We start from the raw sequence: 23,158 nt of genomic DNA on the forward strand, positions 1-23,158 counted from the left end.
TTATAGCCCCGTACGCCAAAGTACATTGCAAATGTGCTTACACCTGTACGATGACTATTTACAACACACCTTAACAAAAATTCGTTTTATAATTCCGTTTTGCTCAACCGCCTTAACTACGAGCTTTAGTAAGCTGCCTTTTTGCTTATAGAAAACTCTTGAATGAATTTTCTTGATGTAACCTACATCTTTGGCCCCTTTAAAAACTTTTACAGCCTTATCATCAAACTCATTATCGGATTCCAATTTATAAGTCAAAATATCTCCAGCCTTAACACTGTCTGCCGACAATTTAAGTGTACTTAAACTAGCTAAATCGGTAAGAAAACGTAAACTTTTACTCGGGTTGTAATCAGCCAAAAATTCAAAATTATCGGTAGGGTTCAAACCTTGCGTATGAGCCAACAAATAAAATTTATCCTCTTTAAATTTTGTGTCAATCTCCCAAAAATCATAAAAATCTGAAATGTCTGAACGTTCAGATTTCATGATTCTTTGGCCAAAAACTTCTAATACGCTTTCAGTATATTCTTTAGTAACATCAGGAAATTCAGTGTATGGTGAAAATCCATCCTTCTTAGCTACTTCAACACCTTTTTTAATGTAGGAAAAACGAATGCCAAGTGTAGCGTTTTTTTTCAAAATACCCACGATATGCCTTCTTTTACCAAGACCCTCTCTCCAACTTAGGTATATATGTCCTATCTCTTTCATTTGTATTGAGAATAAATTTCTCTCAATTTATTTAGCCGCAAAGTTAGCAATTTCAAAACCAATTCTTTCCTTTCTCTTGGTAGGAAGTTACTATTTCCTAATTCAATTATTGATTTATCTACATTTAACACAATCTGCTCAATCTTTTTGTAGTCAAACTGCTCTATGATTCTTTTCAAGGAATCAAGTATGAAACCTTTAAATCCCTCACTTTCCAGTAGCTTAATTGTTAACTCAAAATGATTTATTTTGTTGCTTCCCCAATGAATTTCCGCCAGCCCTTTTGCAACATACTTTTGAATTTCATCTTCGTTTGATAGCATAAAATTCACTCGTTCGTCTTCTAACTCACGACCAAAACTGCAACCACTATCGTAAATCGGAGCAAATCTAGTTTGTTCCGGCAACATCAATCTTGCAGTTTGAAGTTCAGGCCGTATTTTGCCTCCAACAGTATATACAGCCTTAAGTATTTTTTTAAATAATTTAGGCATTTTATCAATTTCTCCGGTTTCTAAGCTTCTTTCAATTTGATGTATACCAACAGTAAATTTAGTATTTACATTAATAATAGCCCAATTTTCTTGATGTCTGTCACTATTTCCTATCAATGCATCGAAAACAATAGTTTCAACAAGTTCTTTTAAGTGCTTTTTTTTGTTAAAAGATTCAAGTGCATTCAAAATCAAATCAAAATTGTACTGATTGCGAAGTTTAGTATTTTCTGGATTAAACGCATTATCAAACGCTTGCAAATATTTTCCACCTTCTATTAAATCTTCTGATGCTTGATTAATCATTGATTTAGAAATACACCCAACAATATTGCCTCTTATGGCAATATGATAAGATAAAATATCGAAACCTAAAAGTTGTCCAACTTCTGATGCTATAATTTCGGACCAAAATTCATGTTTGTAATCGCGTTGACCTTTTTTAAAGGATTGTTTAAAATAATACAACTCGCCATCCTCGGGATTTAAATAAATTTTTTTATCCCGAGTACCACCTGTGTTCCACCACGATTGTTCATTCCAATCCGATATGTTGAATAGTTTTGCCATTATCCTAATTCCACTTCCTCCTTTCTTTCGACAGGCTCAGAAACAACACCCCACACCTCAGAAATTTTTGTTTTTATTTTTTGCTCAAACATTGCTATTAAGCGTTTGTTGGCATTTACTAATTGTAGTTCTTCTTCTATTGATTTTACGATGGTTTGTTGTTCTTCAAGTGATGGCAAAGGAACTTTAATATCTTTTACATAATCTCTTGTAACGCCTTTTACTGTTGCACCGTGACCGTCATTTTCAATTTTGTGGGCTATTGAAAGCATAAAGAAATATCCGTAACGCTTGTTTATTTTTTCTTCATCAAAAAGCAAAGCAGTTAAGTCTTGATTTAGTGCTGTTGGTTTACTAACAAACGCCATTTTGCCAAGTGAAACTCTAGTTACTAATACCAAAGTATCTTTTGGAACAATGCTCGTTGAATTTTCTTTGACTGCTTTTTCAGTAATCTTTCTGATAGAATCTTCAATATACATTGGGCTATTTGAAAAATCAGAACAAGTAATCCAATCTACATTTCCATTTTCCCAGTACGATGAATTTTCTTTTGATGGTGTGCTTCCTCCAACCAATTTTACCAATGTTCCCAACTCCACCATTTCCCAATCAGGGTTGATGTTAATGGCAGGTTTGTAGTTGCTTACAATTTGTTTGGCTCCGTCTATTATTTTTTGGTAGCCTTCTATTTCGGCTACTATTTGTTGTTGTATTTCAAGCGGTGGGAGAGGGATTTCAAAATCTTTAATTTGTTCAAGCGAAAGATTGAATTGTGCAACACCTGTTTTTAGATTTTCAATTTTATCAGTCACAATATGACTTCTTAAAATGCTTGCAACATAGAAAGGGTTGTGTCCTTCTTTTAATCTAATAATGGATAGTGCCTGATTTGTATTTGCTGGCAAATATTTCTTATTAATTACTGTTACTCTTCCTAATGCACCAGCGATTGAGAACAAAACGTCATTTTCGTTTAGTGAAGAACGTTTCAATGATTTATGACATTCTTCATTGATAAAGGCAAACTTTTCAGGAATGATAAATCCTTCTGGAGTTATTGACTCAATTTTGATAAAGTTAATTCCGCTTTCTTGGAAATTAAACCCAACAGAAGTTGGAGTTGTTCCCTTCGTAATTACCTCCGTAATATCGCCTAGTCTAACTTTTTCAAATTCTGAAATAATTATTTTCTCCTCAAAATATCTTTCTGCACTTAAAATTGTATCTCTATTTTCTAGTATGACTGACTTTTCAACTAAAGTTGCCAAACTCGGAAAATCTTTAAAAACCACGTCATTGCTCAAACATTCCTTGTATGCTTCCAAAGTTTGCAAAGCCACAGGCAAATCGTTTTTGTCAATTTCTCTGCGTTGTGCTCCTAAATCAAAACCATCATTTTCAATTTTCAAAAACAAAATATGTTGGCTTTTTTTCGCCAATCGTTTGTCTAAAATTAGTACCGATGTTTTTACTCCGCTGTAAGGCTGAAACACTCCTGCCGGTAAACTAATTACGGCTATCAAACTATCTTGCACCAGCATTTTTCGCAATTGCTTGTAAGCGGTTTGGCTTGTTGCCACAATGCCGTTGGGTACTACAATTCCTGCTCGTCCGTTGCTGTTTAAGTGTTCGGCAATGTAATCGGTAAACAATACTTCGGCTTTGTTGGCTTGTACACCAAATTTTTTGTGTGGTCTGATGCCGCCTTTTGGTGTCATAAATGGCGGGTTTGCCAATATCACATCAAAGGTTTCTTGCCAACGGTCTTCGCTACTCAAACTATCGTACTCGTGAATGAGTGGCGTAGCAAAGCCGTGTAAATACATATTCGCTAAACTCAAGCGTACCATATCGGGGCTAATGTCGTAACCCACAAAATTGGCGGCAAGTTTTTTTCTATCGTCTGGGGTAAATGTCGGAATCAGGATTTTCTGGATTATAGGATTTCCAAGATTATCGTTTGTTTTGATTTCTGTTTCCTTGCTGTTTTGATTGCGGATATGTTTAAATGCACTAAGTAGGAATCCTGCAGTACCACAGGCAGGATCTAAAATGGTTTCGTTTTTCTGTGGGTTTACACAAGCCGTTACAAAATCAATAATGTGTCGGGGTGTTCTAAACTGCCCTGCATCGCCTTGGCTTCCCATTACACTCAACAGGTATTCAAAAGCATCGCCCAACTTTTCGCTGTGGCTGTATTCAAACTCGTTAATGTGTTTTAAAAACAGTTTTAAGGTGCTTGGGTCACGGTAAGGCAAATAAGCATTTTTAAAAATATTACGGAACAGTTCAGGAATATTGGGATTGGTGTTCAATTTTTCCAATGCTTCACTGTACAATGCCAGCATATCTTGTCCGCTTAGCGATGGGTCAAATAATTTGCGCCAACCGTATTTGGCATAAATGCCTGTAAAGAATTTTGCTTTGCCTTTAAATTTCTCAACGGCTTCTTTATCCATATCGTCCATAAACTTATAGATAAGAGCCAATGTAATTTGTTCAATTTGGCTTTTCGGGTCGGGCACTTTACCTACCAACACATCACGGCAATCGTCAATATTTTTTTTGGTTATGTTGTCTAGCATTTAGTTCTTTTATGATTTACTCCTCAATCAACACTTAATCCTGCATTTATTCCTTCACTTATTCCTTCATTTAATCCTTCATTTATTCCTTCATTTAATCCTTCATTTATCCCTTCATTTATTCCTTCATTTAATCCTTCATTTATTCCTTCGATGCATTAATTATCCATGCTCCTTCTTTCTTACTTCCATCTCTATAAATGATATTTTTTAGTTGAAGATTTTTTAATATTCTTTCGATAGTACTTTCCGAAACCTTTAATTTAATAGCCAGCTCATTGATGGTAATTTTTACATTACTTTCAATTAATTGCAATACTTTATCGGCATTAGTACCCGATAATTTGATAGCTACAGGAGATTGTAGTTGTTTAGTATTTTTTAGTTTAAACGTAACGGTAAAGTCAGAATCTTGAAAATTAAAGTTGGGTACTGACAGTTTAGCTTTTTTACATTCATTTAAAATTTTAAGCGTGCCAAGTCCCCACGATTCTATAAGTCCTGCTCTAAAAAAACAATTGGCAATATCGGGGTTATAAGGTTTAGAAGGATGTTTTTCAGATAAATGAGCTATTGTCCAGTTTTCTGGCAGTTGGCCTTGATTCCATATTATTAATTTTTGCTGATATACACTTATTTGAATGGGAATACCGCAGCTATAATCTTTGTGTACAATAGCATTTAGTAAGGCTTCGCGAAGTGCTGGTTCGGGTATCGGAAATTGCTCAATTCTATGTAATCCTTGATATGAAATAGTTGCTTTAAGATACTTGGTGGTTAGCAATTGAATTGTTTGTTCTGCTTGTTCAAATAAATTTCCATGTATTTCATCTTGAAAAGCTAAATCATCATCATCATAAAAATAGCCAATTTTAATATAGGCTCCTGTGATGTATTTTTCAGGGTCTTTGTGAAACAGCAATACCGCTGCTCGTTTCAACTGGTTGTCATCGCTTTTTAATCGTAAATTATCTATGAGTAGTTCGTTTTTAAGCTTTAATGCGTCTGCATTCATTCTCCCAGTTTGTGAAGCTTTTTGCTTAAAATGAGTAATAGTAGTGGCATTTAATTCGCTAAGTTTTGCTTTATGAAGAGGAACGCCATCCCATCGCTGCCCTTGTTTTTTAAGTAAAAATTTATCGAGGGCAACTCCTCTTAAAGTTTGTTTTGTAGTCCCTGCTCTAAAATGATATTCACCTGCATAACTAATAGGATTGGGATAAGGCTCAACTATTATTTCTAAATATGATTTTTTTGCCTTGGTTTTCAAATTCACATCTACCAATATGCCCAAATGGTTTTTAGCTTTATTAGGAATATCTTCAAGCAATTTTTTAGCATCGGGTAATCCGAGTACTTCGCCTTTATCGTTAATACCAATATAAATTTTCCCGCCTTGCGCATTGGCAAATCCGCAAATCCATTTTAGGTATTCATCTCGCCATGTTTCTTTCCATTCTATATTTTGGCTTTCGGCTTTCATTAGCTCACAAATTTATTCAGTTGCACATACGTTTTAATATAATAAGGCAATTTGCTTTTCATTTCATCATCAACTCGGTTAAAGTCTTCTACATTAAAACTTGGGTTGTGGTAAAGTTCTGTAAAATCTTGTTGGTCTATGATATGACGCACGCTTGGGTCAGTGATATAAGCATCAAAAAAATAGCGCAAGCCTATCAAATCGTCAATATTAGATACATTGTTGGTGCTGATAAACTTTTCAAATTCATCATTCAATAAATCGTCTTTGCCTTTTATTTGGTTTCCGAAATAAATAAGTTCTAATAATTCACGCCAACCAATTTTGCGGTCAATTTTTAAGGACTTGCGTAGTTTTTCCAAGTCAAAATATTCTTCAGGTTTGTTGTCGTATTTTTCTTTGACTCTTGCTGTGGCTACTTCCACATCACCAGCCTCCATCAGTTGTTTTATTTCATCATCGGTTTTTACCTTTTCTTCAAACTGCTGGAAAAACATTCGGTCAACTTTCATTCCTAAAAAGTCAACTTGTTGTTCGTGCAAAGAATGAATTCTATCATCTTCTTTGTATTCGTATCCTTCTCGTTTTGGTTTGATGGTGTTGTCGTCCACCGTTGGCATATCGTCACCTTTGTCGAAGTTTACAGGCAGTTTTAAAACTTGGTCGTACTGATATTTTTCTTCAAAGTATTCGCAAGTAGCAAAGAAATCAAAGAGTTTAAATGCTGCTTTGTCAATGGAGATTGTTTCTTCTTCGCCAAGGTCGTTTTTAAATTTATGTTCAAACTTGTGAATACGAGTACCTCTTCCTTTTATCTGAATAAATTCGGTTGGCGAAAAAATGGGTCGCATTAAACCAAGGTTCAAAATATTGGGGCAATCCCAACCAGTGGTCATCATTCCAACGGTTACACAAACTCTTGCTTTACTTGTTTTGTAGGATTCTAAAATTTCATTGTTTTTTGCGAATTGACTTCTTCCCAACAAACTATCTTTTTCACCAAAATCAATTGTCATTTGTTGTGCACCTTTCACATTGGAAGTTACCTGCACAGCAAAGTCGCTTTGATACTTGCCAGGGAATATTTGGTGTGCATATTCATTGAGCAATTGAGCCAATTTTGCAGCGTGGTTTTGCGAAACAGCAAAGACCAAGCTCTTTCCAAACTCTCCGTTAATGGGGTCTTTCAGCCCGTTTTCAATAAATGTTTTGCAAAACACACGGTTGGTTTCTTCGCTGAAAAATTTCCGTTCAAAATGATTTTGCTTATAATTTACTTCTTCTAAAATGTCTTCTTGTTCGCTGCTGGCAACCGTTACCAAAATGCCATAACCTTGCTCCGATAAAAGTTTGGTGGTAACATCAGTTCTTGCATCAACAACAATCGGCTGACGCAAATAACCATCTTTAGCACCGTCCACAAGCGTGTAACGATACGTTGGAATGCCACTCTCACAACCGAAGGTTGTGTAAGTGTCAAGCAACATTCTTCGTTCCAATTCTCTTGGGTCGTCAATGTTGTCGGTGTCTAAATGTTTTAAATAGTCTTTTGGTGTTGCTGTTAAGCCTAATTTGTAACCTAAGAAATATTCAAACAACGCTCTGCTGTTTCCGCCACCTAAAAGTCGGTGCGATTCATCAGAAATAATCAAATCAAAGTCGGTTGGTGAGAAAAGTGTTTTGTATTTATTGTTTACCATCAACGATTGAATGGTTGTAACCACAATGTCCGCTTTTCGCCAATCGTTTTTCTTTTCTTTGTAAACAACGGTTGTTATGTCGTTTTTTAAATAGTTGGTAAAATCTTTTCTTGCTTGTTCTTCCAATTCCAAGCGGTCAACCAAAAATAAAATACGTCTTGCGTTTCCAGTTCTGTAAAAGAGTTTGATTAAAGCGGCAGCAGTCAAAGTTTTTCCTGTGCCTGTTGCCATTTCCAATAAGAAACGCTTTTTACCTTCGCTTACCCATTGCTGAACGGCTTTGATTGCTTCCACTTGATAATAGCGAAGAAAACGAAGTTTCAAATTGAAGATTAGTCCGATAACTATCGGACTCTTTTTTTGGTCGTCTTGAAACTCAGGTATTTGTTTATAGTTCGGAAGTTGAGTTAAAACAACATAGTCATCATTTACTTGTTCGCTAACTAATTTGCTTGGTTCTGGATTAAATAGATAATACTGTTTAATGGATTCCAATGTAGGAAACACTTGAATTTGTTCAGGGTTTCCAGTTTCGATATTCCATAAATAGTGAAGCGTTCCGTTTGAAAGAATGATGAATTTAACCTTTTGGGATTTGGCATAATTTCTTGCTTGTTCTTTTCCAACAAGCGGATTCAAACTTTCTTTCTTCGCTTCTAAAACAAGTATTGGGTTTTGGTTCTCGTCAACCAGTAAAAAGTCAATGAAACCGTTTTTTGAATGTTCAAAGTCTTCGCCTAAATCGTCCATTTTGATGGAAGATTCAAGTTTAATAGTCGCTTTACCTTTGTCTGTGTCAAAGAAGCTCCACCCTGATTCCTCAAGGAGTTTATTAATTTTTATTCTTGCTTTAGCTTCTTTTTCTGCCATCTAATTCAGTTCAATTTTTTGTCGGTCAAGATACGATTTTTCGCCTTTAAAACGGTCATTGTCGTGATGTGGCGGGTGGGAGAATTGGCTCTTTTGCAAGCTTGGGTTTGTGTGTCGGCTTGTGCGGCTTGCAAATGTGCCAATTGTGCGTAGGCAGAATTTCAATTTTTTTTGTGCGGTGGGGAAAAAATAAAAAACATAGCGTTGGTCAGCGTGTCGGTTTAGAAGCTGTCTAGTTGCAATATGGTCTGTATGTTTTTGGTCACTTGTCAAAATGGTTTGTCTTTGTTTTAATGTTTAAAAATTGGTCGGTCAGTCGTCTTGTGAACGGTCGTCCTACCATTGGCTATAACTCTCAAATATACTCAACTCTCAATACACAAACTCGCGCCAATCGTTCCAAAATAGCTGGCTTTGCGCAACTGTTTAACGCACCATTTTTTTGCGTGAAAGCTAATCTACGTACTGGCATCGGCCAGCGATAGTAGTGGAAATCCTTTTTGCCTCTAAGCCAAAGAGGCATAGGCAAAAAGATTGAAACGGATAGCGCGTTGCCACTGCCTCGCGTGGCAGGCCGCCAAGAATTCAAAATACCCATCGCACGTCCAATGATATTTCTTATTTTTGCCCTCTTATTTTAATTGTCAATGGCACTTGCAACCAAATACAGCCCCGCTGATGTAGAAGACAAATGGTATCAGTACTGGATGGACAAGGGTTTCTTTAATTCGGAGCCCAACCCCAATAAAGAACCGTACTCGATCGTGATTCCGCCCCCCAACGTAACGGGTGTGCTGCACATGGGCCACATGCTCAACAACACCATTCAGGATGTGCTGATTCGCAAGGCGCGCATGGAGGGCAAAGAGGCTTGCTGGGTGCCGGGCACTGACCACGCTTCGATTGCTACAGAGGCGCGCGTGGTGGCAATGCTCAAAGAAAAAGGAATCAAAAAATCGGACATCGGGCGAGAGGAGTTTTTGAAATACGCCTGGGAGTGGAAAGAAAAATATGGCGGCATCATTTTAGAGCAGCTAAAAAAACTCGGTGCCTCGTGCGATTGGGAGCGCACCAAGTTCACGATGGATCCGCCCATGACGGATGCCGTGATTGACGTGTTCATTGACTTGTATAAAAAAGGGTACATCTACCGTGGGCTGCGTATGGTGAACTGGGACCCCGCAGGAAAAACGGCTGTGTCGGACGATGAGGTGAACTACAAAGATGTCAACTCGAAGTTGTATTACATCAACTACGCCATTGAGGGCAGTAGCGATTTTGTAACGATCGCCACCACACGGCCTGAGACCATTATGGCGGATAGTGCTGTGTGCATTAACCCGAACGATGCACGATACAAACACCTGAAAGGAAAGAAAGTATTGATTCCGTTGATCAACCGTGCGATACCGATTATTGAAGACGAATATGTAGCCATGGATTTCGGTACGGGCTGTTTGAAAGTAACGCCTGCACATGACCTGAATGACTATGAGTTAGGTTTGAAACACAAGCTGGAAGTCATCGATATTTTGAATGACGATGGAACGCTGAATGCGCTGGCAAAAATTTATGTAGGCGAAGATCGCTTTATTGCGCGCAAGAAAATTGGCAAGGAGCTGGAAGAGAAAGGTCTGTTAAGCAAGGTAGAAGACTACAAAAGCAATGTTGGTCACTCGGAGCGCACCGATGCGGTGATTGAACCACGCTTGTCGTTGCAATGGTTTGTGAAGATGAAAGACATCACCAAACCTGCGCTGGAGAATGTGATGAACGACACCATTCAATTGATTCCACCGAAATTTAAAAACACGTACAAACATTGGATGGAGAACGTGCGCGACTGGTGTATCTCGCGGCAGTTGTGGTGGGGACAACGGATACCGGCTTGGTACGCACCGGATGGAAGTTTTGTAGTGGCGAAAACGAAAGAAGAGGCAGTAGCAATGTTTCGAAGTCTACAGTCGGCAGTCGGCAGTCAGCAGTCAGCAGTAGACAGCGAGCAAATTAAGCAAGACGAAGACGTGCTCGACACCTGGTTCTCTAGCTGGCTGTGGCCGATCTCTGTTTTTGACCCGACTATTTTTGGTGATCCTAAGAACAAGGGCCTGCCTGCCGGCAAGGCAGGAAATGCTGATTTGAATTACTACTACCCTACCAACGACTTGATCACCGCTCCTGAGATTTTGTTCTTCTGGGTGGCACGTATGGTGATGGCGGGCTATGAATATCGTGGTGAGATGCCTTTCAAAAATGTATATCTCACTGGCATTGTTCGCGACAAGCAAGGAAGAAAGATGTCGAAAAGTTTGGGCAACTCGCCTGACCCGCTCGACTTAATTAAAACATACGGTGCTGATGGTGTGCGCACGGGGATGCTATTTAGTTCGCCTGCCGGTAATGATTTGTTGTTTGACGAAAAGTTGTGTGAACAGGGAAGAAATTTTTCGAATAAGATTTGGAATGCGTTTCGGTTGGTGAAAGGATGGGAAGTGGTGAAGATGGAGCAACCGCAAGAAAATAAAATCGCCATTGAGTGGTTTGAGGCAAAGATGAACCAATCGCTGGTAGAATTAGAAGATCACTATTCGAAATTCAGAATATCGGATGCGCTGCACGCCACGTATAAATTGGTGTGGGATGATTTCTGTGCGTGGTATTTAGAAATTGTGAAGCCCGAGTTTGGAAAACCAATTGATGAAACGACCTATCACAAAACGATTTCTTATTTCGAGAATCTATTGAAAATACTTCATCCCTTTATGCCCTTCATAACGGAAGAACTTTGGCATGAACTGAATGAAAGAAAAGAGAAGGAGTGCATCATTGTGGAGGCGTGGCCGAAGGCAGGTGCTATTCACGATGTCATCACGAAAGACGCATTGGTAGCTTTTGAGGTAGTGGCGCAAGTACGCAACATACGCAATGCGAAAGGTATTTCTCCAAAAGAAGCATTGAAGTTAATCGGCAACGTAGCCAGTAAGAAGCAGATCGATTCGTTTGGCGTAGTGATAAAAAAAATAGCCAACTTAAGCGAGTTGAGTTTTGTGAATGACAAAGTGGTGAATGCCACTAACTTCTTAGTTGGTACGTTGGAGTTTTATATTCCGATGGAAGGCAAGATCGATGCTGCAAAAGAGCGTGAGTCTATTCTAAAGGAAATTGAATACCAAAAAGGATTCATTGTTGTCCTTGACAAAAAACTATTGAACGAAAAGTTTATTGCCAGCGCCAAGCCAGAAGTAGTTGCTTTGGAACGGAAGAAAAAGGCGGATGCAGAGGCGAAGATTAAATCGCTGGAGGAGAGTTTGAGGCATGGAAATCGCTTTTAACGTTTTGGCACCAAACTTCTGTAATCATCATCTAGTGCAGCGGTCAACCGTTTTGATCGTTTGGTCATTGGTGGATTTCTCTTTCTCCAAAAAAACTAAGGCGATCTTTTACTAATTGAGAAATTGATAGCCGAGTTTCCGAATTTCTTTAGCAGAGTATCTTCGTTGAAAAGCACGTCCAATGACCAGTGCAGGTTGTTTTCGATAGCCCAATGTTGCCTGATCTTGGTATTGAACTTTACGGCATCTCCACGCGAATAAGAAGCATAATAGCGGATCTTCTGCGTGATCTTTCCGGTTTTCTTTTTTTGTCTGACCTTACCCGATACTTTGTAGCCCCGGCCTATGAAAGCGGTCATCTAAAAAACTCAACTCACTGATCACATCACATTCCCTTTTTTCCCAACTTTCGAACTCTTACCACTATATGGAGAGAGTGCGAAAGTAAGGTGTTGGCGGCACCCACAGCTTTCTGTTTCTTCATAAGTTCTCAAACGATCCAATCAACGTCAATGATTACAAATAACGATTATGTTTGATTGGGCAATACTACTTTAAAATTTATAACCTACTCTAAGGTGGAAATTCAAATCAAGGTCGTCATAGCCACCTGGCGCATGGTAATAACCGATGCCAACACCCGCCTCGTAGTTAAAATGGTTGCCGAGATATCTTCTAATACCCCACGAAGGAACTATAGAAATACTTCTCGACTTGAAGCTGGAATTGAAGGCAAAATCAGAATCATCGGCAGCTCGATGCACGTCATGATGATAACTTGTTCTAATCGAAAAGAAATTACCACTATTTCCCGATGTTCTTTTTGATTCGTTTACCCTTTTGGTTAAATTGTAATACCACCTAGGCTCGGCAGTAATTACAGGCTGTAAAAAAACAGCTGCACCTGCTATCCCAGCATTAACGCCTATCTCACTTCTAAATACAAGTTGGTTGGTCACTCTCGCTTCATTATGGGCCCAGATACCCAAAAAACCTGTTTGGATTCCGAATACTGACTTTTCAACGCTTGCGCTTTGCGACCTAGCTGTTAAAGCGAGACCGATTAAAACAAATGTTAGGATTTTCATTGTTAATTGTTCTTATTAAAATAGTAGCATTACTTTATTTTTCGAATGTAAAACTACCTTCCCGTAAGTCAAATCAAAAAACGCGAAAATATTACTTGAGTGCCTTTTAAATAAAAATCGCTCACCGGTTTCCCGGTGAGCGATTTTTAATTTAATTGGATGAATTTTGTTCTTAATCTACGATTTCAGTTACCTGACCAGAACCTACTGTGCGGCCACCTTCGCGGATAGCGAAACGAAGACCTTTTTCCATCGCGATCTTGTTGATCAATTCTACTTCGATGGTTACGTTATCACCAGGCATTACCATTTCAATACCAGCAGGCAATTTGATTTCGCCAGTAACATCGGTAGTGCGGAAATAGAATTGAGGACGGTATTTGTTGAAGAATGGCGTATGACGACCACCTTCTTCTTTGCTCAACACGTACACTTCAGCTTTGAATTTAGCATGAGGTGTAACAGTGCCTGGCTTACAGATTACCATTCCGCGTGTAATTTGTTCTTTCTCCACACCGCGCAACAATAAACCTACGTTGTCACCCGCTTCGCCTCTGTCAAGGATTTTGCGGAACATCTCCACACCCGTGATGGTTGAAGTCAAGTTCTCGGCACCCATTCCAAGGATTTGAACTGGATCACCCGTTTTGATGATACCGCGCTCGATACGACCCGTAGCAACAGTACCACGACCAGTGATCGAGAACACGTCTTCTACAGGCATCAAGAAATCTTTGTCAATCAAACGAACTGGAAGAGGAATGTACTCATCTACCGCCTTCATCAATTCTTCCACCTTTTCAACCCACTTTGCTTCGCCATTCAATGCACCCAATGCAGAACCACGAATCACTGGCATGGTATCGCCAGGGAATTGATAAGAAGATAACAACTCACGAACTTCCATTTCTACTAGGTCTAACAATTCTGCGTCATCAACCAAGTCAACTTTGTTCATGAACACCACCAGTGCAGGTACACCTACCTGACGAGCCAAAAGAATGTGCTCGCGCGTTTGAGGCATAGGGCCGTCAGTAGCAGCCACTACTAGAATAGCACCGTCCATTTGGGCAGCACCTGTAACCATGTTTTTCACATAGTCAGCGTGACCCGGACAGTCTACGTGTGCGTAGTGTCTTTTTTCAGTAGCATATTCTACGTGTGATGTATTGATGGTGATACCCCTTTCTTTTTCTTCAGGAGCATTATCAATAGATGAGAAATCTCTCATTGAGGCCAAGCCTTTGGAAGCAAGTACTTTTGTAATTGCAGCTGTAAGGGTGGTTTTACCGTGGTCAACGTGGCCGATAGTACCAACGTTAACGTGGGGTTTGGAGCGGTCAAAATTTTCTTTTGCCATAATCTGTATTCGAATTTAAAGTGTTAAAAAGTGTATAATTTATTAAAGTAAGTTACTCTCATAAGCTTCTCCGCCTGAGAAGCATACACCCTAAACATTTTAAGCCTTTCGAATAAGGGTTATTCGGCATTTGATTTCCATTTTCACCTATTTTGATGGTCGCTACCCATCAGTAAAAATTGATTTCAAGTTTTAATCATTTCAAAGTCTCAAATTCAAAATAGATCTTGAATTTGTTTTCCTCAGAGAGCTGTTGAAGGGAATTGAACCCTCGACCTCTTCCTTACCAAGGAAGTGCTCTACCCCTGAGCTACAACAGCAGCCTTTCAATCTTTCAATAATCCAATCCAAGGGAATTGAACCCTCGACTTCTTCCTTACCACGTCCCGCATGTGCGGGATACCCCTGAGCTACAACAGCAGCCTTTCAATCTTTCAATAATCCAATCCAAGGGAATTGAACCCTCGACTTCTTACTTACCAAGTCCCGCATGTGTGGGATACCCCTGAGCTACAACAGCTTTTAACTGTCTTGAGCGGGAAACGAGGCTCGAACTCGCGACCTATAGCTTGGAAGGCTATCGCTCTACCAACTGAGCTACTCCCGCTTGTCCTCCGTAGCCTTGGCGATGAAGGACTAGCTCCAATCGCAAAACTTTGGCGGAAGCCATCCTTCGCTTAAGCTAATGGATGGCAAGTGGGGAGAACAGGATTCGAACCTGTGAAGACATAAGTCAACAGATTTACAGTCTGTCCTCGTTGGCCGCTTGAGTATCTCCCCTCTACGTTATTCAAATTGTCTAAGAACTCTGCAAAACCTTGATTTTTAGATAGAATCAGCTTTTGCTCCGCTTTTGACTCCCATCAAAAAAACGGGAACGCAAAATTATACGGTTTTTTGGTTTAGACAAACCGTTGGGGGAGTTTATGTTTGAAAATGTAGGACAGTTGAAAGGTAATTCTGAAAGGTTGCAGGCCTCAAGCTGTCCGTTTCCAGAAATAGCTTGTGGCTGAGGGGTGTGGTCTGAGGCAATGTACTCAAACTCACATAATCACAATCTCCTTAACCACCTCTTTGCCAAACTCTTTTTGCAGCATTTCTATGATTTGGGGTTTGTGATAGTTGAGGTCGTTTTTCATGGAAGGCGAATCAAGTTCTACAAAAAGCACTTTGCCCCGCATAAATAATTTTTTTGTTCGTTTGGCTACAGGCTTGCCAGCCAGTCGCTCCCAAGAGGCTAGTAGATTGGCCTCGTCAAATTTCGATTTTAAGTGATAGCTCGATAAGAGCTGCTTGATGGCATCACCAATATGCTGAGTGTTTCCCTCTTGATTGAATTTTTTAGCCATTGGTAAAAGTGCCGTTTTCTACCCTAAAGATACTAGCATTTAAGTTAGCAGAGTGAATGATTTGCTGAGTGCGATCGGCACGAGCATCGGTAATGAACAACTGGCCAAAGGTGCCTCGCGCCACCAAGTGCATTAGTTGGTGAATGCGCTCGTCATCGAGTTTATCAAAAATATCATCCAGCAACAAAATGGGTTTAAACTTTTTCTTTTCAGCAATGACTTGAAACTCTGCCAACTTCAGGGCTATCAAAAAAGATTTTTGTTGGCCTTGCGAGCCGTGGCGCTTTAACTCAAAACCGTTGATTTTAAAATCAAAATCATCGCGATGGATGCCGGTGCTGGTGCGCTGCAAAACAATATCTCGCTGCAGGTTTTGGGAAAGCAAAGCCGAGAAATTTGCTCCTGACAAATCGGATTCATAGTGAATACTTATTTGTTCGTTTGATTGACCAACCAAGTAATTATAGTGTTGCTGAAAGAACGGGAAGAATTCGATAAGAAATTCCTTCCGCTTTGTAAAAAGGTAATTGGCTGCAGGCACTAACTTTTGGTCGTAGCTGGCCAACAAATCGTGGTCGGTTTTTCCGCTTTCCACGAAAGCGCGCAAGAGACTGTTGCGTTGCTTGAGTTGGTTGGTGTAGATGATGAGGTTTTCCAAATAGGTTTTATCCAACTGCGAAATCACACTATCGAAAAACTTTCTTCGCATTTCGCTGCCGTCCCATATCAATTCAATGTCTTGCGGGGCTATAAGCACCACGGGGTATTTGCCCACATGCTCGGAAAATTTGGTGTAATCTTGGCCGTCTTCGCTGATGATTTTTTTTTGACCTTGGGTGTAGGTGCAGGTGATTTGCCGCCTCACCCCGTCCCTCTCTCCCGCTAAAAAGCGGGACAGGCCCAGAGAGGGTGACTTAGTCTGAGAGCTTAGCTCGTTATCATCCAACTTCGACATTTCAAAATGGCCTTTTATTAAAAACTGAGGTTGCCCATCTTTTACATTTTGTGAATCGGAAGGATTGACTGCGCTTTTGGTAAAGGATAGATAGTGGATGGCATCCAGCAAACTGGTTTTGCCGCTTCCGTTTTTGCCGAGCAGGCAAACGATTTTGGTGGAAAACTCCAATTGCGTTTCGGCAATGTTTCGGAAATTGTAAAGACGGAGTTTTTGGAGGAACACTTTTTTAGAAAGTTGAATGCAAAGTTGCTTTTTTCGAGTTAAGGCGCAAAGAGATGGACGGGCGATGGCCATGCGAGGCGCTTGGCAGGCCATGCGAAATGCGTGGCGGGCAAAGGATAGGAGCGGATACCTCGCAGCAGGGTAGGATGTGCGTTGAGCGAGGAGTAGGAGCGGATAGCCTGGTGCCCCGCGTCTGGCGGGGCATGCCTCCAAAAAATTTTAGAAAAGTGTTGGACACCCTAACGTTTGGCAGTTGGCGTGTTGTAGTGTATTTTCGCATCTAAATCTTTACTGAAAACGACTATGGCCGCTACCACTGCTACCAAAAGCAAAGCAAAAACTGAGTATTCGAAAGAGACGTACTTGTTTTGGTATGAATCGATGCAACTGATGCGCAAGTTCGAAGAAAAAGCAGGGCAGCTCTATGGCATGCAGAAAATACGTGGCTTTTGCCATTTATACATAGGTCAGGAGGCCTGCGCCTCGGGTGCAGTTTCTGCTTTGCGAAGAGGGGATAAATACATTACGGCTTATCGCGACCACGCTCACCCATTGGCATTGGGCACTAGCCCCAATGCGGTGATGGCCGAGCTGTATGCCAAAGAAACTGGTGTGAGCAAAGGCAAGGGCGGCTCCATGCACATCTTTGATAAAGCGAATCATTTTTATGGTGGGCACGGCATTGTAGGCGGACAGATTCCATTGGGTGCGGGCATCGCTTTCGCAGAAAAATATAATGAGACAGGCAACTTGTGCATTTGCTACATGGGCGATGGTGCCGTGCGGCAAGGCGCCTTGCACGAAGCATTCAACTTGGCTATGCTGTGGAAGCTGCCTGTGATTTTTGCGATTGAAAACAACGGCTACGCCATGGGTACCTCGGTAAAACGCTCATCGAACGTAACGGAGCTCTATACTTTAGGCGAATCGTATGACATGCCCTCTGAACCAGTGGATGCCATGAATGTAGAAGCGGTGCATGAAGCGGTGGCCCGTGCGGCCGAGCGAGCGCGTGCTGGTGAAGGCCCGACTTTATTGGAGTTAAGAACCTATCGCTACAAAGGCCACTCTATGAGTGACCCACAAAAATACCGTAGCAAAGAAGAGGTGGAAGAGTACAAACACCGCGACCCGATTGAAGGTGTGCGCAAATCGATATTGGATAAAAAGGTAGCTACCGAAAAAGAACTGGAGGCCATTGACCAAAAAGTAAATGCCCAAGTAGAAGAGAGCGTTAAGTTTGCAGAAGAATCGAACTATCCAGATCCATCGGAAGCGATGAAGGATATTTATGAGCAGCAAGATTATCCGTTTGTGTTGGATTGAGTTTGTAAAGTAATTCACGGATAACGTGGATGAACATAGATTTACAATGATTTTATCAAGCTTATTCAAAATTCCATCGTAGAAATAAGATGGATATAACTTCGCCCCTTCTGTGCGGATAATTTCCTCTAAACTTCCTTTATTTGATTTTGCCTACTTTCCACTTTTTTGTAGATAAAATATCCAACCATCACCGTACAAAATGCACTCGGCAGAATCTGGCTGTAAGGATGAAAATCTCTCAGCACATTCCCTGAAAAGGCCGAGAGCAATGCACTAAAGGCGGAAATCATTTTGTAGATGTGTTCGTACAGCCACCACTTTTTTAGATTGTTGTGGAGGAAAAGGAATTTTATCAAATCATAAGAGGTAACTAAGCCCAAAGCACCAAAGGTTGAGGACATTACTGAAACATTCCAATGGGCTTGGCTATTGGCAAGCTTCCACAGATAAACGGCAGCTATTATCAAAGACCCTAATGCGACAACGGCATCCCAGATAGTACTTCGATTTTCACGCAGTTTGATATTGCGAAAGCCCGCAAAGCCAACATAGGTAGCAATAAGGGTTAGCATCAATAAAAATGGGTCTTGCCTGAAAAAGAAAAAGCCGATAAAGCCAGTGCCGACCACCACAGTTAATAGATACAAAAAATATCTTCCCAACTTTTTGTGAACAGTCACATTACGGTTGTAGATAATGGCGAATAAGCCGATGACCATTGCAATGGTGCCCAGCACGGCATGAATGGCAATGTTAACTTGGTGAATCATAGTTTTTGTTTAAATCTCTCCGCAAAAGAGTTTCTTTCGATTAATTGAGAAAGTAAAAAGTGGCGAAAGCAGTTGGCCATTGACGAAAGCACTTCGTCACATGGCTAAAATGCATGGCAAAGACTTATTTTTGCAACTATGGTTAAGGTTTTGTTGGAATCGGTAGTGTGGAGAAACATGTTAGGAGCTATAGCATTGCTGATTGCTTACTATGTTCCTGATAGGATTTCGTTAGATGATCGTGTTGGCGTCAACAAATTTTTGCCCTACCTATTTCTATTATTAATGTACGGATGGATTGTATTCCACAATCGAATACTATTTGAAGGCCTCTATCTTAACAACCGAACACGAACTTACTTTCTCAGGACTTTAAGCGGTATGGTGTTAAGTTCTACCATTATGCACATAGTCCTAGTCTATCGATTTAACCAATCAGAAACGCTTTCAAAAATTCTCACTTTTTGGGTATTCACCATTACGGGGCTGGGAATTTATGTGATGTTTAAGTTTCTGCACGTTATCCAAAACAAATCGAAAAACCCTGCCGTTAGGCCAGCCGAAACTACTGAATTTTTTATCTTTTTTGCTGAAGGATCAGAGAAGCAACTCCTGCTTAGCGATATTCTTTATTTGGAAAGCCTAGAAAACTATGTGAAGGTATTTACGAAACAGAAATCCCATATTGTACGGCAATCATTAAAAGAAGCAGAACAAAAACTTCCCAAGTATTTTTTGCGAATCAGTCGCTCCCACATCGTAAACACTCGCTTTATTGAATCCGCCAAGGCCGAAAGTTTAACAATAAACGGAGCGTTGTTTAAGATTGGCAAGGTTTATAAAAGATATGTGGAGGAACAGTTAAATCAAAATATCTAAATCCGTTGCGAGAGATGAAAGATATTTATGAGTAGAAAGGTTATCCGTTTGTGTTAGGTTAATCTCAATCGTAATCACATCTTCCCTTTATCCAAATCTGGAATCCGATCAAACAACTTAATAGCTTGTTGAAGCACTTCGTTTGTTTCGTTGTAGATAGGGTAAAATGCTTCGTTGCCCCAAACCCTTCTGGCAATCTCGGCCTTTAAATACACTTGAAACAATTTTTTGTTCTTTTTCAAATCCGCGTAATCGGGTTCGATCTTGCTTTTTTTGCCCATCACCGTCAATTGATTAAGTATCGCGTCACCTACTTGAAAATCGCGCTGATACGCTGCAAAATTCATTTTCTTAAGTGAAGCGTTGTTTTGTTCGGCATAATTAAAGGCAAACTCGCGCAAGATGTTGGCATACGAAAGTTCATTAAAGTATTTACTAATGAGTGTGGTATCTAACGGTACAAAATAATCAGGCATGATGCCTCCACCTCCGTAAACGGTGCGGCCATTTAATGTTTTGTATTTAAGCGAATCATTAAAATGAATGCTATCCGCTGTAAAAAACTCACCGTGTTTGTAGCGCTTCACAATGTCTTTATCGTATTCGTCTAGGTTCTCATAGGGCTTTTGAACCGTGCGACCGCTCGGAGTGTAATATCGAGAAATGGTTAACCGAACTTCCGATCCATCGCTCAAATTAAACGGACGCTGCACCAATCCTTTTCCGTACGAACGCCTGCCCACCACCAGCGCTCGGTCGTTATCTTGCAAGGCACCACTCACAATTTCAGAAGCAGATGCACTGCCTTCGTTGACCAACACAATTAAATCACCTTTTTCAAAATCGCCTTTGTCGGTGGCCATGGCATCCTCGTCATACTTTTTTTCTTGGCCCTTGGTGAATACGATCTTTTCGCCCTTGGGCAAAAATTCATCGGCAATGGAAATCGCTTGATCCATGTAGCCACCAGGATTTCCCTGAAGATCCAACACTAACTTTTTCATGCCTTCCCTGCGCAACTTGGTCAACGCATCGTGCACTTCTTGATACGTGTTTTGCGAAAAGCGATTTACTTTCACATAACCAATTTCTGGCGTAACCAAATAAGCGGCATCCACCGAGAACTGAGGGATTTTATCGCGGATGATTGTGAAGGTGATCGGCTCTTTCTTGTTCTTGCGAACAACTTCTATTTTTACTTCGGTGCCCTTAGGGCCCTTCAAGTAACGCATCACATCTAGATTGGTGAGCTTGGTATTGGCAATGAGTTTTTCATTTACCTTCACAATGCGATCGCCCGGGCGCACACCCACTGCCTCAGAAGGGCCACCGCTGATGGCGTGCACTACGGTGAGTGTGTCGTTGAATATGCTGAACTCTATTCCGATGCCTTCAAAGTTTCCTTGCAAATCTTCGTTGGCAGAAATGCGATCTTTACTGGATATATAAGCCGAGTGAGGATCTAGTTTACCGAGCATGTGCACAATGGCTTCTTCTACTAAATCGTCTGTTTTGGTATCGTCCACATATTCTGACTTAACCAAACTCAACACCTCACGCAGTTTTTGCACATCGCGGTTTACCTCCGTGCCTCCCGATTTATTGGTCAGGCCTGCACCCAGCAAAACACCACCTGCCAGCCCAATACAAAGCACAAATGGCAAACTGATTTGAAAATTAGAATTCTTATTCTCGCTCATTGAATCGATATTATGTAAACCTTAACGTATGGTTTTACCACAAGGTTATTGCAAAAATGGTGGAAAAAATGATCTTTGTCTATATCATTTTTGTTATGCTTAAAAATTGTTTCTTATCCCTCTCTCCTACTCATATGATCAACCGGAAATTATTTTTTTTCTCTTTTCTTATTTTTTGCTGTTCGTCAAAAAAACCAATAACCTACGACACCATCATCCGCAATGGAACTGTTTATGACGGACGTGGGGGCAATCCCTATTTAGCAGATTTGGGTATCAATGCCGATACCATTGCAGCCATTGGTGATTTGTCGGGTGACGTAGGCAAAACAGAAATGGATGCAAAAGGCAAAGCCGTTTCACCCGGATTTATCAACATGCTGAGTTGGGCCGATGGCTCGTTGCTAAAAGATGGTCGCTCGATGAGTGATGTTAAACAAGGCGTTACGCTCGAGATTTTTGGTGAGGGTTGGAGCCCTGGACCGAGAAAGAAAAAAAATGAACGCGATTCGTTGTGGGGTTCGTTGGGAGAGTACTTTACCTATCTGCAAAAGAAAGGATCGAGCCCAAACTTTGCTTCGTTTGTGGGTGCAACTTCGGTGCGCAACTATGTGCTGGGTTACGAAAACCGGAAGCCAACGCCAGAAGAGATGGAGCAAATGAAAACGCTAGTACGCGAAGCCATGCAAGAAGGTGCTTTGGGCTTGGGCTCATCGTTGATTTACGCTCCTGCGGATTATGCTTCCACCGAAGAGTTGATCGAGTTGTGCAAAGTGGTGGCTGAATTTAAAGGAATCTACATCACACACATGCGCAGTGAAAGCGATAAAATTTATGCTGCCCTCAACGAGGTTTTTCGAATCGCCAAAGAAGCCAATGTGCCAGCCGAGATTTATCATCTAAAAATCAACAACACGTGGAACTGGAATAAGATTGATACGGTGATTGCCAAAATCGATAGCGCACAGAAGGCTGGTTTAAAAATTTCAGCCGACATGTACACCTACAATGCCAGTGGCACCAGTATGACGGCTCGCTTGCCCACATGGGTGCAAGAAGGTGGCGCAGGTGAAATGCGCAAGCGATTGAAGAATCCTGTTCTTCGAAAACGAGTTTTAAAAGAATTGGAAATGGGTATTCCTTCACGCCTATCAGACCCCAAAGATGTAATGATTTTAGGATTTAGAAGTGAAGAACTGAACAAACTCTACAGAGGCAAACGATTGAGTGAAATTGCAACCCACCGCAAAAAGAGTGCTAATGAAACCATGCTTGATTTAATTGTGGAAGATCGCTCAACTATTCCCTGCATTTTCTTTTTGATGAAGGAAGAAAACGTAAAGCGAATGTTGCAATTGCCGTTTGTTAGTATTTGTTCCGATGCAGGATCAATCGCAAACGAACCTCCTTACAACCAAGGCAACCTTCACCCACGAGCTTACGGAAGTTTTGTTCGCTTGCTTGGAAGATATTCACGCGATGAAAAACTAATGCCCTTGGAAGAAGCTGTCAGGCGAATGACATCATTGCCGGCTTCCAACCTAAAATTAAAAAAGAGGGGATCTCTCGCAGTTGGTCATTTTGCCGATGTAGTTGTTTTTGATCCCTTGACGGTAAAGGACAATGCCACCTTCGAGAAGCCCCATCAATATGCTACTGGGGTTGAACATGTTTTCGTAAATGGCCTCCAGGTTTTGAAAGATGGCGAACATACAGGGATGATGCCTGGGAGGGTGGTAAAGTTGAATTAGT

At 40.7% G+C, this 23,158-nt stretch carries 16 protein-coding genes and 3 tRNA genes; 4 read left to right on the forward strand and 15 right to left on the reverse strand.

The window, feature by feature from the left end; genetic code table 11:
- Positions 1 to 54: 54 nt before the first annotated feature.
- The 5 genes from KA713_11655 to KA713_11675 form a co-directional block, all read right to left on the reverse strand.
- Positions 55 to 714, reverse strand: a complete 660-nt coding sequence (locus KA713_11655) for a hypothetical protein (protein ID UXE65150.1) — start codon at positions 712 to 714, stop codon at positions 55 to 57.
- The gene (locus KA713_11660; GenBank protein ID UXE65151.1) at positions 711 to 1,778 is read right to left on the reverse strand and encodes a hypothetical protein; all 1,068 of its coding nucleotides are present in this window, start codon (positions 1,776 to 1,778) and stop codon (positions 711 to 713) included. Before KA713_11660 ends, KA713_11655 begins: the two co-directional genes overlap by 4 nt.
- Positions 1,778 to 4,366, reverse strand: a complete 2,589-nt coding sequence (locus KA713_11665) for an N-6 DNA methylase (GenBank protein UXE65152.1) — start codon at positions 4,364 to 4,366, stop codon at positions 1,778 to 1,780. Before KA713_11665 ends, KA713_11660 begins: the two co-directional genes overlap by 1 nt.
- Before the next feature lie 142 nt (positions 4,367 to 4,508).
- Complete coding sequence (locus KA713_11670) at positions 4,509 to 5,849, reverse strand: putative DNA binding domain-containing protein (protein UXE65153.1); 1,341 nt, start codon at positions 5,847 to 5,849, stop codon at positions 4,509 to 4,511.
- Positions 5,849 to 8,419 (reverse strand): DEAD/DEAH box helicase family protein, encoded by a 2,571-nt coding sequence (locus tag KA713_11675; GenBank protein UXE65154.1) that lies wholly within the window; start codon positions 8,417 to 8,419, stop codon positions 5,849 to 5,851. The genes KA713_11670 and KA713_11675 overlap by 1 nt, the downstream gene beginning before the upstream one ends.
- Positions 8,420 to 9,066: 647 nt before the next feature.
- Here KA713_11675 and KA713_11680 point away from each other — a divergent pair.
- Positions 9,067 to 11,751: a valine--tRNA ligase gene (locus tag KA713_11680; GenBank protein UXE65155.1), complete on the forward strand. Its 2,685-nt coding sequence runs from the start codon at positions 9,067 to 9,069 to the stop codon at positions 11,749 to 11,751.
- A 95-nt stretch (positions 11,752 to 11,846) separates the two neighbouring features.
- Here the strand turns inward: KA713_11680 and KA713_11685 are convergent, their stop codons facing one another.
- The 8 genes from KA713_11685 to recF all read right to left on the reverse strand — a co-directional run bounded on the left by KA713_11685 (position 11,847) and on the right by recF (position 16,728).
- Entirely contained in the window at positions 11,847 to 12,110 is a 264-nt protein-coding gene (locus KA713_11685) for a transposase (protein ID UXE65156.1), read from the reverse strand.
- A gap of 195 nt (positions 12,111 to 12,305) precedes the next feature.
- Positions 12,306 to 12,839, reverse strand: a complete 534-nt coding sequence (locus KA713_11690; GenBank protein ID UXE65157.1) for a hypothetical protein — start codon at positions 12,837 to 12,839, stop codon at positions 12,306 to 12,308.
- A gap of 172 nt (positions 12,840 to 13,011) precedes the next feature.
- Positions 13,012 to 14,199 carry an elongation factor Tu gene (gene tuf, locus KA713_11695; protein UXE65158.1) on the reverse strand — a complete coding sequence of 396 codons (1,188 nt, stop codon included), beginning with the start codon at positions 14,197 to 14,199 and terminating at the stop codon, positions 13,012 to 13,014.
- A gap of 248 nt (positions 14,200 to 14,447) precedes the next feature.
- Positions 14,448 to 14,519 (reverse strand) — tRNA-Thr (locus KA713_11700).
- Between the two features lie 214 nt (positions 14,520 to 14,733).
- Positions 14,734 to 14,806: transfer RNA gene (locus KA713_11705), tRNA-Gly, on the reverse strand.
- 90 nt (positions 14,807 to 14,896) lie between these two features.
- Positions 14,897 to 14,979 (reverse strand) — tRNA-Tyr (locus tag KA713_11710).
- 263 nt (positions 14,980 to 15,242) lie between these two features.
- Positions 15,243 to 15,548 (reverse strand): DUF721 domain-containing protein, encoded by a 306-nt coding sequence (locus KA713_11715; GenBank protein UXE65159.1) that lies wholly within the window; start codon positions 15,546 to 15,548, stop codon positions 15,243 to 15,245.
- A complete protein-coding gene (recF, locus tag KA713_11720; protein UXE69109.1) occupies positions 15,541 to 16,728 on the reverse strand; it encodes a DNA replication and repair protein RecF in 1,188 nt (395 codons plus the stop codon). The genes KA713_11715 and recF overlap by 8 nt, the downstream gene beginning before the upstream one ends.
- Positions 16,729 to 17,031: 303 nt before the next feature.
- Between recF and pdhA the strand changes: the two genes are divergently transcribed.
- The gene (gene pdhA / locus KA713_11725) at positions 17,032 to 18,054 is read left to right on the forward strand and encodes a pyruvate dehydrogenase (acetyl-transferring) E1 component subunit alpha (protein UXE65160.1); all 1,023 of its coding nucleotides are present in this window, start codon (positions 17,032 to 17,034) and stop codon (positions 18,052 to 18,054) included.
- A gap of 128 nt (positions 18,055 to 18,182) precedes the next feature.
- Here pdhA and KA713_11730 read toward each other — a convergent pair whose 3' ends face one another.
- Entirely contained in the window at positions 18,183 to 18,827 is a 645-nt protein-coding gene (locus tag KA713_11730; GenBank protein ID UXE65161.1) for a hypothetical protein, read from the reverse strand.
- Positions 18,828 to 18,965: 138 nt separating this feature from the next.
- On the opposite strand from KA713_11730, the gene KA713_11735 reads away from it, so the two are divergent.
- Positions 18,966 to 19,706, forward strand: a complete 741-nt coding sequence (locus KA713_11735) for a LytTR family transcriptional regulator DNA-binding domain-containing protein (GenBank protein UXE65162.1) — start codon at positions 18,966 to 18,968, stop codon at positions 19,704 to 19,706.
- Between the two features lie 74 nt (positions 19,707 to 19,780).
- Here the strand turns inward: KA713_11735 and KA713_11740 are convergent, their stop codons facing one another.
- Positions 19,781 to 21,406: a S41 family peptidase gene (locus KA713_11740; protein ID UXE65163.1), complete on the reverse strand. Its 1,626-nt coding sequence runs from the start codon at positions 21,404 to 21,406 to the stop codon at positions 19,781 to 19,783.
- A 134-nt stretch (positions 21,407 to 21,540) separates the two neighbouring features.
- Between KA713_11740 and KA713_11745 the strand changes: the two genes are divergently transcribed.
- The gene (locus KA713_11745) at positions 21,541 to 23,157 is read left to right on the forward strand and encodes a D-aminoacylase (protein ID UXE65164.1); all 1,617 of its coding nucleotides are present in this window, start codon (positions 21,541 to 21,543) and stop codon (positions 23,155 to 23,157) included.
- Position 23,158 lies beyond the last annotated feature (1 nt).

The organism is Chryseotalea sp. WA131a, from assembly GCA_025370075.1.
Lineage (GTDB): Bacteria > Bacteroidota > Bacteroidia > Cytophagales > Cyclobacteriaceae > ELB16-189.

What these genes read in the sequence shown, in the direction of transcription:
- KA713_11735 (UXE65162.1), top strand. Translation starts at nt 18,966, where the DNA reads ATGGTTAAGGTTTTGTTGGAATCGGTAGTGTGGAGAAACATGTTAGGA.
- KA713_11665 (UXE65152.1), bottom strand. Translation starts at nt 4,366, where the DNA reads ATGCTAGACAACATAACCAAAAAAAATATTGACGATTGCCGTGATGTG.
- pdhA (UXE65160.1), top strand. Translation starts at nt 17,032, where the DNA reads ATGGCCGCTACCACTGCTACCAAAAGCAAAGCAAAAACTGAGTATTCG.
- KA713_11655 (UXE65150.1), bottom strand. Translation starts at nt 714, where the DNA reads ATGAAAGAGATAGGACATATATACCTAAGTTGGAGAGAGGGTCTTGGT.
- KA713_11660 (UXE65151.1), bottom strand. Translation starts at nt 1,778, where the DNA reads ATGGCAAAACTATTCAACATATCGGATTGGAATGAACAATCGTGGTGG.
- KA713_11670 (UXE65153.1), bottom strand. Translation starts at nt 5,849, where the DNA reads ATGAAAGCCGAAAGCCAAAATATAGAATGGAAAGAAACATGGCGAGAT.
- KA713_11685 (UXE65156.1), bottom strand. Translation starts at nt 12,110, where the DNA reads ATGACCGCTTTCATAGGCCGGGGCTACAAAGTATCGGGTAAGGTCAGA.
- KA713_11675 (UXE65154.1), bottom strand. Translation starts at nt 8,419, where the DNA reads ATGGCAGAAAAAGAAGCTAAAGCAAGAATAAAAATTAATAAACTCCTT.
- KA713_11740 (UXE65163.1), bottom strand. Translation starts at nt 21,406, where the DNA reads ATGAGCGAGAATAAGAATTCTAATTTTCAAATCAGTTTGCCATTTGTG.
- KA713_11690 (UXE65157.1), bottom strand. Translation starts at nt 12,839, where the DNA reads ATGAAAATCCTAACATTTGTTTTAATCGGTCTCGCTTTAACAGCTAGG.
- KA713_11730 (UXE65161.1), bottom strand. Translation starts at nt 18,827, where the DNA reads ATGATTCACCAAGTTAACATTGCCATTCATGCCGTGCTGGGCACCATT.
- tuf (UXE65158.1), bottom strand. Translation starts at nt 14,199, where the DNA reads ATGGCAAAAGAAAATTTTGACCGCTCCAAACCCCACGTTAACGTTGGT.
- KA713_11745 (UXE65164.1), top strand. Translation starts at nt 21,541, where the DNA reads ATGATCAACCGGAAATTATTTTTTTTCTCTTTTCTTATTTTTTGCTGT.
- KA713_11680 (UXE65155.1), top strand. Translation starts at nt 9,067, where the DNA reads ATGGCACTTGCAACCAAATACAGCCCCGCTGATGTAGAAGACAAATGG.
- KA713_11715 (UXE65159.1), bottom strand. Translation starts at nt 15,548, where the DNA reads ATGGCTAAAAAATTCAATCAAGAGGGAAACACTCAGCATATTGGTGAT.